Genomic DNA, 13,222 nt, shown 5'->3' on the forward strand with positions numbered 1-13,222 from the left:
CACTTTTTCATTATAAACATTTCAAACGGAAAAATCAGCCAGCACGCGCTGCAGCGCCGTTTATAAAGGCATGTTTCCATGTTTTTTCTTTGGCCGGTCCTCTTGTTTTGTCCGCATCATACCAAGCGCTTGAATCAATTTAATGCGTGTTTCGCGCGGATCAATGATATCATCCACGATCCCATGGGCAGCCGCCACATAAGGGTGGGCGAATTTTCTGCGGTACTCTTCTATTTTCGCCTGACGGGCCGCTTCCGGATTTGGACTTTCGGCAATTTCACGGGCAAAAATAATATTTGCAGCTCCTTCAGGCCCCATAACGGCAATTTCCGCATTCGGCCAGGCAAATACGAGGTCAGCGCCAATGGACTTTGAATTAAGGGCAACATAAGCACCGCCGTACGCTTTTCTTAAAATCACTGTAATTTTCGGCACGGTCGCTTCTGAATAAGCGTACAAAATTTTGGCACCGTGGCGGATAATTCCGCCCAGCTCCTGCTTCACACCCGGAAAAAAGCCTGAAACATCTTCAAATGTAATAAGGGGAATATTAAACGAATCACAAAAGCGGATAAACCGGGCTGCTTTATCAGATGAATCGATATCGAGCCCTCCTGCCATACATTTTGGCTGATTGCAGACAAGGCCGACCGCTTCTCCTTTTATTCTGGCAAAGCCGACTACAATGTTTTTGGCGAATTCTTTTTGAACTTCCATAAAAGAGCCTGTATCGACAACTTGGCTGACAACGAGGCGCACATCATATGGACGAAGCCCGTCAAATGGCACTATATCCGCCAAGTCGTCTCGGTAATCGCTTTCATCTTTTACTGCAGAAAGAGGTGTTTTTTGATGATTGTTCTGAGGGAGATAGGTTAATAATGTGCGCACGCCTTCTATTACTTCTTCTTCTGTACGGCCGCGAAAATGGGCATTGCCGCTGACGGTGTTATGTACCCTCGCCCCGCCTAAATCTTCGGCCGAGATTTTTTCACCTGTTACCGTTTCAATCACTTTGGGGCCTGTAATAAACATCTGGCTCGTTTGGTCGACCATAAAAACAAAATCAGTAATGGCCGGCGAATACACCGCGCCGCCTGCACATGGGCCTAAAATAACTGAGATTTGCGGAATCACTCCTGAATAAATCGCATTCCGATAAAAAATTTGGCCGTATCCATCAAGCGAAAGGACTCCTTCTTGAATACGTGCTCCTCCTGAGTCGTTTAAACCGACAAAAGGAGCACCATTTTTAGCCGCTAAGTCCATTACGTGAACAATTTTCTGTGCGTGCATTTCACCGAGAGCGCCTCCGAAAACGGTAAAATCCTGTGAGAACAAATAAATCGGACGGCCGTTTACTTTCCCGTATCCCGTGACAACTCCGTCTCCGGGTCCCTCGGTGCGGTCAAGTCCAAAGTCTGTGCTCCGATGTTTGACAAATGGGTTTAATTCGACGAATGTACCTTCATCTACAAGCAGGTCGATCCGCTCACGCGCTGTTTGTTTTCCTTTTTCATGCTGCTTGTCAATTCGCTCGTCGCCGCCGCCCAATTCCACTTCCCGCCGTTTATCCTGCAAATAATGAATAGCATCAAACATATCCTTCATGCTTTGCCCTCCCCTTTTTCACACAGTTCCATCAGCACGCTGCCTGTTGACTTCGGATGCATAAAAGCAATTTTAGCTCCTCCCGCACCGGCGGCCGGCTCTTCTTGAATCATCTCAATTCCTCGGCTTTTCATCTCTGCTATTCTCGTCTCGATATCTTTCACGTTAAACGCGATATGGTGGATGCCAGGTCCTCGTTTTTGGATAAACCGGGCGATTGGGCTGTCAGGCGCAGCTGGCTCTAATAATTCCAATTTTACATTACCAGCATCAATAAAAGCGACGCGCACCTTTTGTGACGCGACTGTTTCTGTTTTGATATGAGTCATGCCAAGCTGCCCGGTATACAGTGAAAGTGCTGCTTCCAATGATGAAACGGCTATGCCAATATGATCGACTTTATTCATGTTCCCATCCCCTTTGATGAAAATAGATAAGCGGTTAAATGGCGTTTCTTCTGCTGTGAGCCTGTTGAAAATCCGTTTCATTGCCGGTACAATAATACTTAACAACCCTTAAAGGAGAGTTTCATGCGTAATAAAACATTTCAAAAGATTGTTGTGTATTTAATGTTATTTGCAATGTTGATTTCAACACTTATGTTTGGCTTAACGATGTTTATGTAACAGAAGGGCGGCGCCTATGGGCTGCTCTTTTTTTCATGCCCCGGAACCGTGCTTTAATACGGAGATATCGTTCCATTTCCCTTACAAACTGCAAAAGGGCAGCACGTGCTTCGAACTCTTCGCGTGTTTTCGGTAAAGGCATTTCTTCAAATTCCCGTTTTAAATCATTTAAATGGCTTAAGTGCAGCTTGGCAGTATTGCCTGGGTGAATATTCCCTTTTACTTCTTCCATAAAAGAAGCAATCATTTCCGCCTGCTCCGGACGGTGAGAAATAGAAATCACGACTGAAATAAGCCGTTCGATAATTTCAAACTGCTTTTCACGCATCGTGAAGTACTGATAAAACAAGCTGTTATGACGGGTAAAATGGTTTTGTACGTCTTTGTAGGAAAGCGATTTTGCCCGTTTAAGCAGCTCGGCCGTTTCCGTCAGTTCTTTTCCGTCCCAAGTGTGTTCATTCGTTCGTAAGTAAGAGATAATTTCTTTGAAAATACGCTCGAACAGTTCTTCTGTCTGCTGCTGCATTTTTACAAGCTCGTTTTCTACGCTCGGCATGTAGGAATTAAGCACAAGTGCTATGCCTACTCCTATGATGACAAGAGCCATTTCATTTAAGAGAAGCGCTGTAGAAACTTCTTTTGCAGCATACATATGCAAAATAAGAACGGTGCTTGAAACAATGCCTTCCTGTACTTTAAGCGCCACGGTTGTCGGAATAAAGACGATTAAGATCAGGCCGATCACAACCGCGTGATAAGCAAGCAATTCAAAAAAAACGGCGGAATAAAAAAGAGCGAGCATCCCGGCTACAAGACGGGTCCAGGAAGCTTTTAAAGACTGCTGCTTCGTGTTTTGAATACACAAAATGGCAATAATGCCGGCAGAAGCTGAGTTGTGAAGGCCGATCCATTCAGCAATTAAAATAGACACCGCTATACCAAGAGCCGTTTTGGACGTTCGGTACCCGATTTTGATCATTACATTCACCTCGAATTAAAGAAAGCCCTGCCGCACACGGCAGGGCTTCAGGTCATCCTTACACTTCTTCGCAGTGCTGATCGAAGAGTGATTGCAGATGTTCAACGACAGACATCGGGTGATGCCCTTCAATTTCATGGCGTTCCACCATCGCTTGAATCTGTCCATCTTTTAATAAAGCAAAAGATGGAGAAGACGGCGGATAACCCGTGAAAAAGCTGCGCGCCTGAGCTGTCGCTTCTTTATCCTGCCCTGCGAACACAGTCACTAAACGGTCAGGGCGCTTGTCATAATGAATCGCATGCGCTGCTGCTGGACGGGCAATTCCTCCGGCACAGCCGCATACAGAATTCACCATTACAAGTGTTGTTCCTTTTTCGTTTAGAGCTGCATCGACTTCCTCGGGTGTTGTAAGCTCTGAATAGCCGGCCGCTTTGATTTCATCGCGCGCCTGGCGAACAACATCATTCATGAAAAAATTAAAATTCATTCCCATGTTTTTCTCTCCTTTGTGATTAGTAGCTTAATCATAAGGGAAAAAAACGTTTATTTCAATAAAGCGGCTCCTCTCTTTTACGTGGCTTTAAAAATAATGTTTACTTTTTTAAAACGCGGGTAGAATAATAAGGCAACTGGATCCATACCCCTAAACTCCCTGTATTGACCGGCTGAGTACAACTCGGCCGGTCCTTTTTTTATTTATAAGCCTGAAACACCTGCTTACAAAGTGCCCGGGCGGCCTGGGCCGGAGTGACACTGCCCGCCATGGACTGCTGTTCCCAGCCGTCGAGATGCTCCTTCACGTATGGATGATGGTAAAAATAGCGATCCAGCTCATCTGCAATCAACGTATGCATCCATGCTTTTACCTGAGTACGGCGCCGCTTATCAAACGTGCCCGCTTTTTGTGTAACGGATTGAAAAGACTGAATCGCCTGCCAGAGCATATCCATGCCTTCGTTTTCCAAAGCAGAGCACGTATAAGCGTTGGATTTCCATCCTTCCGTATACGGCTTTATCGCATGAAGAAACTGTTCATATTCCATTCTTGTTCGTTCAGCCAGCGACTTATTCGGACCATCTGCTTTGTTAATCACAATGGCATCTGCCAGTTCCATAATCCCTTTTTTGATTCCCTGCAAGTCATCCCCGGCCCCCGTTAACACAAGCATCATAAAAAAATCAACCATATTGCGGACAATGCCTTCACTTTGGCCTACACCAACTGTTTCTACGAGGATGACATCAAAGCCGGCGGCTTCACATAAAAGAATGGTTTCGCGTGTTTTCCCGTGTACACCGCCAAGCGTTCCTCCAGATGGCGAAGGACGGATAAAAGCATTTGAATGCTTCGCGAGCTCTTCCATTCTTGTTTTATCCCCCAAAATAGAGCCTCCTGAAATGGAGGAGCTCGGATCAATGGCCAAAACAGCAACCCGACGGCCCTGTTCACACAGCATAAGGCCAAATGATTCAATAAACGTGCTTTTCCCTGCCCCCGGCACCCCTGTTATGCCAATCCGAATCGAGTTCCCTGTATGCGGCAGCAGCAGCTGAAGCAGCTGCTCGCTATATTCAAAATGAGCCGGAGTGCTGCTTTCTATACAAGTAATCGCCTTTGCCAAATCCGTTACCGAACCGCTTCTTACCGCAGCAGCAAGTGATGCTGGCTCAGGCAGCGGGCGGTCCTTTTTGCGAAACCTTTTGAGCGGCGGTGCTGTCATGCCATCATGGGACGCGGTGCTCTTTCCCTCTCCTTTTTTTTGTTTACCGCTCATTCCACCACTTCCTCATACCCAAGCCGTTCATAAATCTTCTCTAAGATTACTTGAGCAGAAACAGGAATAATGGTTCCCGGCCCAAAAATAGCAGCAGCGCCATGGCTTTTTAAGAAAGCATAATCTTTTGGCGGAATCACACCGCCAACAAACACCACAATGTCTTCCCGCCCGCGGTTTCTCAATTCCTCTACCAGGGCAGGCAGCAGTGTTTTATGAGCGGCAGCAAGAGAACTAAAGCCAATGGCATGAACATCATTTTCAACTGCTTGTTTGGCTGTTTCTTCCGGTGTTTGAAAAAGCGGTCCGATATCCACATCAAAGCCTAAGTCTGCATAAGCAGAAGCAATCACCTTCGCCCCCCGGTCATGGCCGTCCTGCCCCATCTTAGCAACTAAGATCCGCGGACGCCGTCCTTCCTGTTCTTTGAATTCTGCCGTCATCCTCTGAACCGCTTTTATTTGTTCCGCATCGGAGTAATGTTCACTGTACACGCCGCTCACTGTCCGGATCACCGCCTTATGCCTTCCGCTGGCTGCTTCTACAGCAGCAGAAATTTCACCGAGTGTCGCCCGCAGCCTTGCCGCTTGAACAGCTAATTCAAGCAGGTTGCCCTTACCCGATCTAACAGCCGTCGTAATCGCTTCAAGTGATTGTTTAACTTGGTGATGGTCACGATTTTGCCGCACGTTTCTCAGCCGGTCCGTCTGTTCTAAACGGACAGCCGTATTGTCAATGTCCAAAATATCGATGGCTTCCTCCTGTAAAAGCCGGTCCCGGTTTACGCCAATAATCACTTCTTCGCCGGAATCGATTCTTGCCTGGCGGCGGGCAGCCGCTTCCTCGATTTTAGACTTCGGAAACCCTGTTTCTATCGCTTTTGTCATCCCGCCAAGCGTTTCAATTTCTCGAATATGGGTCCATGCACGTGTCATCAGCTCATCGGTGAGTGTTTCTACATAATACGAACCGCCCCATGGATCAATTACATTGGTAATACCTGTTTCCTCCTGTAAAAACAGCTGTGTGTTACGGGCAATCCGCGCCGAAAAATCGGTTGGAAGAGCGATAGCTTCATCAAGGGCATTCGTATGAAGGGATTGTGTGTGCCCCATCGCTGCGGCATGCGCTTCAATCAACGTTCTTGTTACATTATTAAATGGGTCCTGTTCGGTTAAGCTCCAGCCGGATGTTTGCGAGTGGGCCCGCAGCATGCGTGATTTGGGATTTTTGGGACCAAATGGCTTCATCAGCTCTGCCCACATCCGCCGGGCGGCACGCATTTTGGCCACTTCCATAAAGTAATTCATGCCGACTGCCCAGAAAAAAGATAGCCGGGGAGCAAATGAATCAATATCAATGCCCGCAGCAAGTCCTGTACGGACATACTCCAGTCCGTCAGCGAGCGTATAAGCAAGCTCCAGGTCAGCCGGTGCACCGGCTTCCTGCATATGATAGCCGGAGATGGAAATTGAATTGAATTTCGGCATATGAGCCGATGTATAGCCCAAAATGTCAGTGATAATCCGCATCGAGGTTTCCGGCGGATAAATGTACGTGTTGCGCACCATATATTCCTTTAAAATATCATTTTGAATCGTGCCGGCCAGTTTTTCTTTCGCTACTCCCTGTTCTTCTGCCGAAATAATATAAAAAGCCATAATGGGCAGGACAGCGCCGTTCATGGTCATAGAAACCGACATTTGATCAAGCGGTATGCCTTTGAACAATATATTGGTATCTTCTACAGAGTCAATAGCGACGCCAGCTTTGCCCACGTCCCCGACCACACGCGGATGATCGGAGTCATACCCCCGATGGGTCGGCAGATCAAACGCAACAGAAAGCCCCTTCTGACCCATTGCTAAATTGCGCCGGTAAAACGCATTGCTTTCCTCGGCTGTTGAAAAGCCGGCATATTGGCGAATGGTCCATGGACGCGTGATGTACATGGTTGGATAAGGGCCGCGGGTAAACGGGACAATACCTGGATAATCATTTGTATGGGCAAGTCCCTCAGTTTCTTTTTCTGTGTAGAGGGCACGCAGGCGAATGGATTCGTTTGTTTGGAAGGATAGCGCCTCATACAACTGCTTGATGCTGGCTGATGCTTGTTCCTGCTCCCGTTTCGATGACGGTTTGGACGGCCGGTTAAACGGATTTTGCTTTTTTAAATTCATGCAGGACGGCCTCCCTTAAACACGGCAAGGATTTGCGTGAGTTTTTTTACCATGTCGTCTCCAGCCGCAATCCGTCCGTCAGCCCCCTCCACCGCCTGGCTTCCGGCACTATCAATCACCGCACCGTTTGCTGCTTTTTTCAGCGAAGATGCCAGAGAGGAGCCGAATTGTTCATAGGTCTCATCGGAGCCGCAAATGCAGTAGTAGCTTGTTGAGTGGTTTTGGATAAACTGAACAGCTTCCTCTATTGTGCGGCATCTCTCAGAACAAATTGTTTTAATTCCTCCCGCAGACAGAACACCTGCCACATAATCGGCCCGCTTTTGATAAGTTTTCCGTTCACCGAAACAAATCACTCCCGCTGTAAGAGACTGTCCAGTTTGTCGCAGCTTTACAGCTTCCAATCGAAGTGCTTCAAATGGCTCTGCCGTTCTTTTTGGCACAACAGGCTGGATAGGTTCTCCCCGTGCTGCTTTTTGTACAGCCGGCTTCTTCGGCTGCTGGACCTGCCCTCCTGGATCAGCGTAGTGGTTAACCCCGATCATTTTAAACCGGAGCTTCGCTGTACCTTGTTCTTTTTTTATGCGGACCGCTTCTATATTTTTTTGAATCGATCCAGCCGTTAAGGCCTGCTTGATCCCGCCGGCTTCTTCGATTTCCGCAAATAAATCCCAGGCTCTTCGGCCAATTTCTTCGGTAAGTGACTCGATATAATAAGAGCCGCCTGCGGGGTCCATTACTTTGTCGAGCAGTGCCTCATGCTTTAAAATGGACGGTATGTTGCGGGCCATCCGCTCAGCAAGCTCGGAGGAAGCTCCTTCTTTTATTTGATCAAATGGGGATACTTTTACATAATCAACATTTCCAACGACAGCAGCAAATACGGCGCTGCTTGTACGTAACAGGTTTACATGAGGGTCTAGGACAGACAGCATTGATTCACTTGTTTCCATACTCAGCACCGGCTTTTGGTGGCCTTCAAGCTGATATATATCCACAAAGGTAGACCAAAGTGTGCGGAAAGCCCGGATTTTCGCTATTTCTGTAAAAAAGCTAGTGCCGGCGGCAAAATGAAACAGCCACTTTGAGACCGTCTCCCATTCTTTTCTTTCCGCTTTTAAAAAGCAGGCCGCCTCTGAAAGCGCCAAGGCGAGTTCCTGAACTGCATTCGCTCCGGCTGTATGGTAGGGAACCGTATTAACGGTAATCCTTTCTCCTTTTCGTACAGCCTGAAGAGCGGAATCTTCTGGAAAAATGCCGGCTGCAGCACCGGAAGAAATAGGGTCGATCCCCAGCTCAGCATTTATTTCTGGAAAAGACCACGTCGCTCGAAATCCTCTTGTAAACGGCTTTTCACCTGGCAAAGGTGAAAGTACGCTGCGATCTTCCTTCACATACAACGGTTTCAACTGAAATCCTTCTGCAGTTTCTGTACACAATGCCGATAAAGAAGCGCCTTTTAATGCAGCTTCTGCAGCTGCTTTCCAATCTGCCTCTGATACCGGTGGAAATAATTGATCAGCCAAGTTCCCACTCCTCTTCATTTTGTAATCGGTTACAAATAAAAAGTAAGCAATTGGATATTCTCTTTATTGTAATATAAGCATCGCTTTAGAAGCAATGCACTTTAGCCAAAACGTGAAAAAATATCAGCCGCATGCTATTCTATTACTAGCTCTACGGAGCCAATTTTAGAATTCAGGAGAGAGAGTATGAGAAAATTAATGGGTTTGCTTGGGGTTGCCGTTTTGAGTTTTGGTACTGCCGTTTCTGCAGATAGTACGCCCGGCGATACAATGGTCACGCTTGGCGAAAATTTGACACCTGCCCAAAAAGAAAAGGTGCTTGAAGAAATGAACGTACCAGCGGATGTTCAAACGATTACGGTATCCAATGCGGAGGAACACAAATATTTGGGTGAATATATTCCAAAAGCCCAAATTGGGACAAAAGCCATCTCATCAAGCAAAATTACAACGACGGAATCTGGTTCCGGATTAAATGTAGAAACCCAAAACATTTCATGGGTATCGAAGGAAATGTACACCAATGCCTTATCTACTGCGAGTGTAAAAGATGCTGATATTTTCATTACAGCCCCGTTTGAGGTGTCCGGTACAGCTGCTCTAACCGGCATTATTAAAGCCTATGAAACGACGACTGGTGAAAAAATTCCCGAAGAACAAAAACAAGTAGCCAATGAAGAAATGGTGACAACGGCTAAGCTTGGTGAGGACATCGGACAGGAAGATGCCACTCAGCTGATTGAGCGAATTAAAGAAGAAGTGGCCGCTCAGAATCCACAAACGCTTCAGGAAATTAAAGTGATTGTAAATAATATTTCCAACGAGCTTAATATTACGCTGACCGACGCACAGACAGACCAGCTTGCTGGTTTATTCAATAAGATGAAAGATTTAAATATCAACTGGGATCAAGTAAACTCCCAAATTGATAAAGCAAAAGAACAGTGGGACAGCTTTAAAAATTCAGAAGAAGGACAAGGCTTTCTACAGTCCGTTATTGATTTCCTTCAATCGATCGTCGACAGCATTGCCGGCTTGTTTAAATAAAAAACAGCTTCTCCTGTTTGGGAGAAGCCTGTAAGAGTGTAGACAAAGTAAGAAAGCAGGCTGATTGAAAACGTCTGTCTTTCCAGGAACGCCGCCGGCTGGGAAGCGGAGTGACCTTTTCGGGGTCATGAGCATTCACAGCTGGCAAGTGACGCCGAAAGCGGGCGTTTTCAACAGCCTGACAGCTTCTCCTATTTGGGAGAAGCTGTTTTTAATAAATCGGCATTGTATCTTCTGAAGCCGTCTCTAACAATTCTTTCACACGCTGCATAAACCGCCCGCATACAAGCCCGTCAAGCACGCGATGGTCGAGTGACAAGCACAGGTTCACCATATCCCGCACTGCGATCATACCGTCAATAATTACAGGACGCTTCACAATCGATTCTACCTGTAAAATAGCCGCCTGCGGATAATTGATAATGCCCATTGACTGAACAGATCCGAACGAGCCTGTATTGTTTACCGTAAAAGTACCCGCGCTGACGTCTTCAGTTGTCAGTGTACCGCCGCGCGCTTTTTTGGCCAAGTCATTTACATCTCGGGCAATGCCTTTGACGGTTTTCTCATCTGCATGCTTCACAACCGGTACAAACAGCTTGTCGTCTGCTGCGACGGCAATCGAGATATTAATATCCTTTTTGCGAATAATGTGGTCGCCCGCCCACATGGCGTTCATTTCCGGAAACTCTTTTAACGCACGCGCGACTGCTTTCACAAAAAAAGCAAAATACGTTACGTTGTACCCTTCCGCTTCTTTGAATGACGTTTTAATGGAATCCCGGTAACGCACAAGGCTGGTAACGTCCACTTCTACCATCATCCACGCATGAGGCACTTCCTGCTTTGTTTTCACCATATTGGCTGCAACCGTCTGCTTAATGCCATCGATTGGCACAATGGTATCGCCTGTTTGCGTTTCAAATGATTTCTTTGTTTCAGCGGCCGGAGCGCTGGCAGCAGTGCTGGCCGCTGCCGTTGGTGGCACAACGCTTTTTACTCCGCTGTCGATGACTGCCTGCACATCTTTACGGGTGATGCGGCCGCCTCTCCCGCTTCCTTTGATTTCTTTTAAATTGATGCCATGAAGCTGCGAAAGCTTTAATACTGCCGGTGAATATCGGCTGCTTTGATCAGCGGCTGATTGAGCAGATTTTTCACCCTTTACAGATGTTTGAGCTTCAGGCTGCTTTTCCGGCTCTTTTGTGGCTGTTTCTGTTTCAATGGTGCAGATCACTTCGCCAACAGCCATTTTTTCATCTTCTTTTGCTACAATTTCACTAATGACTCCGGCGAAAGAAGACGGAATATCAGCTGTTACTTTATCGGTCAGCACTTCAGCGATCGGGTCATATTTATTCACATAATCTCCCGGTGCAACAAGCCATTTGGTAATGGTCCCTTCTGTTACACTTTCGCCGAGTTTAGGCATTTTCATTTCTTGAATTGCCATGATGCGCCTCCTCTTTCTTATTAAAATTCAGCGAGATCACGCATTGCTTTCTCTACTTTTTGGGGATTTACTAAAAAATGTTTTTCTAAAGGCGCTGCATATGGCGTAGCCGGCACTTCAGGACCGGCCAGACGCGCAATTGGAGCATCCAGATCAAACAAGCAGTGTTCGGCAATAATCGCCGCTGCCTCACTGATTACACTGCCTTCTTTATTGTCTTCTGTAATCAAAAGTACTTTCCCTGTTTTGGAGGCGGATTGAATGATTGTTTCCTGGTCAAGAGGATAAACTGTACGAAGATCGACTACTTCTGCACTGATGCCTTCCCCTGCCAGCTTTTCGGCCGCCTGCAGAGCATAGTGAACGCAAAGACCATACGTAATCACGGTAATGTCTTCGCCTTCACGCTTTACGTCCGCTTTGCCGATTGGAAGTACATAGTCATCGTCCGGTACTTCCCCTTTAATGGAACGGTACGCTTTTTTATGTTCAAAAAACAATACCGGATCTTCATCGCGGATAGCGGCTTTTAGGAGTCCTTTTGCGTCATACGGTGTAGATGGAATCACAATTTTCAGCCCCGGCTGGTTGGCAAAAACGGCTTCTACTGACTGGGAATGATATAATCCCCCTTGAATGCCGGCTCCATACGGCGCTCGAATAACAATCGGGCAGTGCCAGTCGTTATTGGAGCGATACCGGATCCGCGCAGCTTCTGAAATAATTTGGTTCACTGCCGGCATAATAAAATCGGCAAACTGCATTTCAGCGATGGGCCGTTTTCCAACCATGGCCGCACCGATGGCTACACCGGCAATCGCCGATTCAGCAAGAGGCGTATCAAGCACCCGGTCTTCTCCAAACTGTTCATAAAGCCCGGCTGTTGCTTTGAAAACACCGCCTTTTTTCCCAACATCCTCACCGAGGATAAATACGTTCGGATCGCGTTCCATTTCTTCGCGCATCGCCATGGTCACTGCTTCGATATACGAAATAACAGCCATTATTTTTCCGCCTCTCTTTCTTCTTCGGCGTAAACAAATTGAAGAACCGATTCTGGATTTGCAAAAGGTGCTTCTTCCGCATACTCCGTTGCATCGTTAATGACGGCAGCAATTTCTTTTTCAAGCCGCTCTTCACGCTCATCACTTAATAGACCCGCTTCTTTTACATATAGCCGGAAGGAGTGAAGCGGATCTTCTTTTTTCGCGCCCTCTACTTCTTCTGCTGTCCGGTACGAACGGTCATCATCATCAGATGTGTGCGGCGTCAGCCGGTATGTGAGTGCTTCAATTAACGTCGGTCCCTCGCCGCGGCGCGCACGGTCGGCGGCTTCTTTTACGCACTTGTACACTTCGATCGGATCATTTCCATCAATCGTATAGCCCGGCATCCCGTACCCTGCTGCCCGGTCTGATACGCGGGCTGCAATTTGCTTGTTTAACGGTACAGAAATAGCATACTGGTTGTTTTCGCACATAAAAATAACCGGCAGCTTGTGCACGCCCGCAAAGTTTGCTCCTTCATGGAAATCACCTTGATTGGAAGACCCCTCTCCAAACGTCACAAATGAAACGATCGGTTTTCGATCCATTTTCGCTGCAAGCGCGATGCCGACAGCATGCGGCACCTGGGTCGTTACCGGGGATGATCCTGTCACAATCCGGTTTTTCCGTTGTCCGAAGTGCCCTGGCAGCTGGCGTCCTCCTGAGTTTGGATCTTCTGCTTTCGCAAAAGCAGAAAGCATCAGGTCGCGAACCGTCATGCCAAAAGCAAGTACGACCCCATAATCACGGTAATAAGGTAATATGTAGTCCTCATTTCTATTTAATGCATAAGCAGCACCGACCTGCGCCGCCTCCTGGCCCTGGCCCGATACGACGAATGGAATTTTTCCTGACCGGTTTAAAAGCCACATTCTTTCATCGAGGCGGCGTGTAAGGAGCATTGTTTCATACATGCCGATTACGTCCTGATCGGTTAATCCTGCTTGTTTATGTTTAGATTCCATTTTTCCCGCTC

The 13,222-nt window shown here is 47.1% G+C and carries 12 protein-coding genes; 2 read left to right on the top strand and 10 right to left on the bottom strand.

Annotation, left to right across the window (positions count from 1 at the left end):
- Positions 1–60 precede the first annotated feature (60 nt).
- Together M3221_RS08045 and mce are read right to left on the bottom strand one after the other, a co-directional pair.
- Positions 61–1,611: an acyl-CoA carboxylase subunit beta gene (locus M3221_RS08045; protein WP_251270974.1), complete on the bottom strand. Its 1,551-nt coding sequence runs from the start codon at positions 1,609–1,611 to the stop codon at positions 61–63.
- The gene (gene mce, locus M3221_RS08050; RefSeq protein WP_251270975.1) at positions 1,608–2,018 is read right to left on the bottom strand and encodes a methylmalonyl-CoA epimerase; all 411 of its coding nucleotides are present in this window, start codon (positions 2,016–2,018) and stop codon (positions 1,608–1,610) included. Before mce ends, M3221_RS08045 begins: the two co-directional genes overlap by 4 nt.
- A gap of 162 nt (positions 2,019–2,180) precedes the next feature.
- Between mce and M3221_RS26555 the strand changes: the two genes are divergently transcribed.
- A complete protein-coding gene (locus M3221_RS26555) occupies positions 2,181–2,237 on the top strand; it encodes a hypothetical protein (RefSeq protein ID WP_311316129.1) in 57 nt (18 codons plus the stop codon).
- Here M3221_RS26555 and M3221_RS08060 read toward each other — a convergent pair.
- The 5 genes from M3221_RS08060 to M3221_RS08080 form a co-directional block, all read right to left on the bottom strand.
- Complete coding sequence (locus M3221_RS08060; RefSeq protein WP_251270976.1) at positions 2,230–3,216, bottom strand: aromatic acid exporter family protein; 987 nt, start codon at positions 3,214–3,216, stop codon at positions 2,230–2,232. The genes M3221_RS26555 and M3221_RS08060 overlap by 8 nt on opposite strands.
- A gap of 58 nt (positions 3,217–3,274) precedes the next feature.
- A complete protein-coding gene (locus tag M3221_RS08065; protein ID WP_251270977.1) occupies positions 3,275–3,712 on the bottom strand; it encodes a BrxA/BrxB family bacilliredoxin in 438 nt (145 codons plus the stop codon).
- A 199-nt stretch (positions 3,713–3,911) separates the two neighbouring features.
- Positions 3,912–4,994, bottom strand: a complete 1,083-nt coding sequence (gene meaB / locus M3221_RS08070; protein WP_251270978.1) for a methylmalonyl Co-A mutase-associated GTPase MeaB — start codon at positions 4,992–4,994, stop codon at positions 3,912–3,914.
- Complete coding sequence (scpA, locus tag M3221_RS08075) at positions 4,991–7,174, bottom strand: methylmalonyl-CoA mutase (RefSeq protein ID WP_251270979.1); 2,184 nt, start codon at positions 7,172–7,174, stop codon at positions 4,991–4,993. Before scpA ends, meaB begins: the two co-directional genes overlap by 4 nt.
- Positions 7,171–8,700, bottom strand: a complete 1,530-nt coding sequence (locus M3221_RS08080) for a methylmalonyl-CoA mutase family protein (protein WP_251270980.1) — start codon at positions 8,698–8,700, stop codon at positions 7,171–7,173. The genes scpA and M3221_RS08080 overlap by 4 nt, the downstream gene beginning before the upstream one ends.
- 186 nt (positions 8,701–8,886) lie before the next feature.
- On the opposite strand from M3221_RS08080, the gene M3221_RS08085 reads away from it, so the two are divergent.
- Positions 8,887–9,747, top strand: coding sequence for a DUF1002 domain-containing protein (locus M3221_RS08085; RefSeq protein WP_251270981.1), 861 nt, complete (start codon positions 8,887–8,889; stop codon positions 9,745–9,747).
- A gap of 211 nt (positions 9,748–9,958) precedes the next feature.
- On the opposite strand, the gene M3221_RS08090 is transcribed toward M3221_RS08085, so the two are convergent.
- Genes M3221_RS08090 through M3221_RS08100 form a run of 3 tightly spaced genes read right to left on the bottom strand, consistent with a single transcriptional unit; the run spans position 9,959 to position 13,211 of the window.
- Positions 9,959–11,200 carry a dihydrolipoamide acetyltransferase family protein gene (locus M3221_RS08090; protein ID WP_251270982.1) on the bottom strand — a complete coding sequence of 414 codons (1,242 nt, stop codon included), beginning with the start codon at positions 11,198–11,200 and terminating at the stop codon, positions 9,959–9,961.
- Between the two features lie 20 nt (positions 11,201–11,220).
- On the bottom strand, positions 11,221–12,204 hold the full coding sequence (locus tag M3221_RS08095; protein WP_251270983.1) for an alpha-ketoacid dehydrogenase subunit beta: 984 nt from the start codon (positions 12,202–12,204) through the stop codon (positions 11,221–11,223).
- Positions 12,204–13,211 (bottom strand): thiamine pyrophosphate-dependent dehydrogenase E1 component subunit alpha, encoded by a 1,008-nt coding sequence (locus M3221_RS08100; RefSeq protein ID WP_251270984.1) that lies wholly within the window; start codon positions 13,209–13,211, stop codon positions 12,204–12,206. The genes M3221_RS08095 and M3221_RS08100 overlap by 1 nt, the downstream gene beginning before the upstream one ends.
- Positions 13,212–13,222: the final 11 nt, after the last annotated feature.

This window comes from Domibacillus indicus (assembly GCF_023715895.1).
Lineage (GTDB): Bacteria > Bacillota > Bacilli > Bacillales > Domibacillaceae > Domibacillus > Domibacillus indicus_A.